The organism is Mesorhizobium sp. M4A.F.Ca.ET.050.02.1.1 (genome assembly GCF_003997725.1).
GTDB lineage: Bacteria > Pseudomonadota > Alphaproteobacteria > Rhizobiales > Rhizobiaceae > Mesorhizobium.
This window is the reverse complement of record NZ_RZSG01000676.1, coordinates 1-3,274: the sequence shown is the minus strand read 5'-3', so window position 1 is coordinate 3,274 and position 3,274 is coordinate 1. Positions and strand designations below refer to the sequence as shown.

Below are 3,274 nucleotides of genomic sequence, written 5' to 3'. Positions count from 1 at the left end.
GCGCGCGCACCGAGGGCAAGACCAACCCGATATCGCCGCTGCCGGAACCCGAAATGGTCGGCATTCGCGACGACGAAGCCTTGATGCCGCGTACCCGTCCGACATTCGAAGGCTACCGCCTGCTGCGGGAATATTTCATGATGCCCGAGCGCTTCCACTATGTGCGGGTTTCTGGCCTGAACCCGGTGGTGCGCAAATGCGACGGAGGGCTGGAGGTCATTTTCCTGTTCCGGCGGCCCGTACCTGAGCTTGCCGACCTTACGCCCGCCGATTTCGAGCTCTTCGTAACCCCGATCATCAATCTCTTCGAGCGCGAGTGCAACATCGTCGAGCTCGATCCCCGCCGGACGCGGCAGGTACTGCATGCCGACCGTACGCGGGCGCGCGACTTCGAGATCTATCGGGTCACGCGGGTCGAGGACGCCGAGAGCGAGGGCAGCGACGCCGAAATACCCGAGCTCTTCAGCCTGGGGCAAAACCGCGGCAGCGGCTGGGTCTACTCCACCGAGCGCCGGCCGCGCCGGCCCACCGAGGATGAGCGGCGCGATGGCCTGACCCGCACCTCCTACACCGGGGACGATGTCTTCCTGGCCGTTTCGCGTCCCATCGCAAGCCCGGCGAACCGACCTCTGAGGCGCCTCGACATCATGGCGCTTTGCACCAATCGCGACCTGCCGATCCTCGACGACAATCCAACGCTGACGCTGGAGACGGGCGACCCGGTCGAGGCGGTCAGGCTCATCGGCGCGTTGCGTCCGCCGCAGCCGGCGATCCCGGCGGCGCTGCCGGCGGGCGCCGAGGGTGAATCCAGGGCCGACAATCTCGCCTGGCGGCTGGTGGCCCAGCTCGGGCTCAATTTCCTCAGCCTTGCCAAGGAAGGTCGCGGTGTCGATCCGCTCCATGCGTTGCTCGACCTCTATGCCGACCGCGGCGATCCGGGTCTCGCCCGCAACGTGCATTCGATCGTGCGCATCGACTCGCGCCCGGTCATCGAACGACTGCAGATCGACGGGCCGATGTGCTTCGGGCGGGGCACGGAAGTAACGTTGCATGTGGACCAGTCCGTGCTCGCGGGACAAAGCACCCTGCTGCTTTCGGCCTTGCTCGCGCGGCTGTTCGCCCGCCATGCCGGAATAAACGGCTTTGTGCGGACCCGCACGCGGCTGCTGCAGAAGCAGGAGGATGTGCCATGGCCGATGACGCCCGGCAATCGCTACCTGATCTAGGCAGCATCGGATCGGGCCGGAGCGAGGGCCTGTCCCAATCGTTCGACTTCTTCGAGCTGCTGCGCCGGCTCGAACGCAGGGGCGGCCTATTCGGCCATTCCGGCCGGTTGGAACGCGAGCCGGCAAGACTCGGACAGCATGTGCGCCTGAGCTTCTCGGCCAGGGACGTGGTGGACTTTCAGGAAGCCGCCGACAACACGCCGGCGCGGGTCACGGTTGCAAATCTCGGCCTGATGGGACCTGAAGGTCCGCTGCCGCTGCATCTGACCCGCTGGGTGCTTGATCGCCTGTCGCAGCGCTGGTTCACCGGCGCCGATGCCAGGCAGACCAGCGACACGACCTTTGTGGACTTCGTCAACATCCTCCAGCATCGCATGATTGCCCTGTATTACCGGGCTTGGGCGGATGCCCACCCGGGAGTGCAGGTCGAACGCGCTGTCGGCGGCCGCGTCCGCGCAATGCTCGAGGCGATGGCCGGCATTGGCCTTCCCGGCACCCAGGACCCCGAACTCGACACCGTCAAGCTGCGCCAGGCCGCTTCGCTTGCCAGCCAGGTCGACGGTCCGGAACGGCTCACCCTGTATCTCGCCGAAGCCTTCAAGGTGCCGGTGCAGGTCAAGGAGTTCGTCGCCGCTTGGATATCGGTGCCGACCGCGCTGCAGAGCCGCCTGGCCAAGGCCTACGCGGCCCTCGGCCGCGGGGCGACGATCGGCCCGCGCGTTTTCAGCCGCCAGAGCAGGATCGAGCTGCGCGTCGGCCCCCTCGGCCTGGAGGACTTCAAGTCGTTTCTGCCGGGCAGCCGGCGGCTGACGCTGTTCAAGCACGCGGTTCGCGACATGATCGGGGAAACGCTCGACGTCGACCTGCGTATCGTGCTCGCTCGCGAGGCCGTGCCGCCGCCTCGCGTCGGAACCGTCCAGCTTGGCCGGACCGCCTGGCTTGCGCGGCCCCCCGAAAGGGGAGATGCTGACGATCTGCGGCTGCGCACGATCGTCGGATGGCGGCCGGAGATAGCGGAGGTCGCGGCATGAGTCTGCTGCTGACGCTGGAGCAAGGGCCACGCACCCAGGCGGTAAGGCAGACCCGGCTGGACGAGGGCGAACTGGTGATCGGCCGCAGCGCCGACGCCGGCTGGCAGATCGACGATCCGGACATGTTCGTCTCGCGCGCCCATTGCAAGATCACCGGCGGGCAGGACGGCTATTTCGTCACCGACACCTCGAGCAGTGGACTGTTCATAAACGACTCCGACAGCCCGCTCGGCGCCGGCAGGTCGGCACGCCTGCAAAGCGGCATGCGGCTGAGGCTCGGCGACTACATACTCCATGTCGACCTGCAGGCGCCGGCCATGCAGCCGCCGGCCACCAGCCAGCCTGTCGCCGAACGGTCGCCGCCGGCGTCTCGCGCGCCGGTCAGCATCGGCAACGACGATTTCTTTTCGGCCAGGGCCGAAGAGGAGCCGCGACGGCCGCGTCCGGCCGAGCTGCCGAACCCGTTCGAGCAGCCGCTGCCGGGGGCGTTCGAACGTGCCAACGCAAACCAGGGCAGCTCTCAAGCCTTCGACGACCCGTTCAGCCTCGATCCGGTGCCATCCCTCAACGGCATGGCCGAACCCGTTCCGGCAAAGCCGTCGCCCATCCAAGACGATTTCGGCTTCGGACCGGCCACGCCATCGGGTCCGGCAAATGGCGGCTGGCCAGCGGGCGAGCGCGAACGCGCCGCCGAAAGACCGCAACCGGCAAATCCATGGGATTTGCCGGTGCAGGCAGCCGAGCCCCCTCCCCCGCCGCGTGTGGCCTCCGGCTCGAGACCGGCGCGTGCGCCGGCAGCGGCGCCGTCACAGTCAGACATGGCGCTTCGCAACGCATTCCTGCGCGGCATGGGCGTCGAGGAAGCCGATTTTCCCGGCCGCGACGCGATCGCCGAAATGGCGAAGTTCGGGCGCGAGTACCGGCTGATGATGGAAGGGCTGATGCAGCTTCTGCGCAAGCGCTCGGAGGAAAAGGGAAACGCGCGTGTCGCCCAGACGATGGTTGGCGCCTCCGAGG

Annotated in this window: 3 protein-coding genes; all 3 read left to right on the top strand. The window is 67.5% G+C overall.

The genetic code is table 11. The features are described 5' to 3' along the window. Window positions 1-1,226: type VI secretion system baseplate subunit TssF (locus EOA33_RS29160; RefSeq protein WP_127407221.1), on the top strand; the 1,226-nt coding region annotated here is incomplete at its 5' end. Continuing rightward, a complete protein-coding gene (tssG, locus tag EOA33_RS29155; RefSeq protein ID WP_127407220.1) occupies window positions 1,190-2,257 on the top strand; it encodes a type VI secretion system baseplate subunit TssG in 1,068 nt (355 codons plus the stop codon). The genes EOA33_RS29160 and tssG, both read left to right, overlap by 37 nt. Further along, a partial coding sequence (gene tagH / locus EOA33_RS29150; protein ID WP_127407219.1) for a type VI secretion system-associated FHA domain protein TagH occupies window positions 2,254-3,274 on the top strand: 1,021 nt, incomplete at its 3' end. The genes tssG and tagH, both read left to right, overlap by 4 nt.

Coding starts and splice junctions, on each gene's coding strand:
- tssG (WP_127407220.1), top strand. CDS start 1,190: ATGGCCGATGACGCCCGGCAATCGCTACCTGATCTAGGCAGCATCGGA.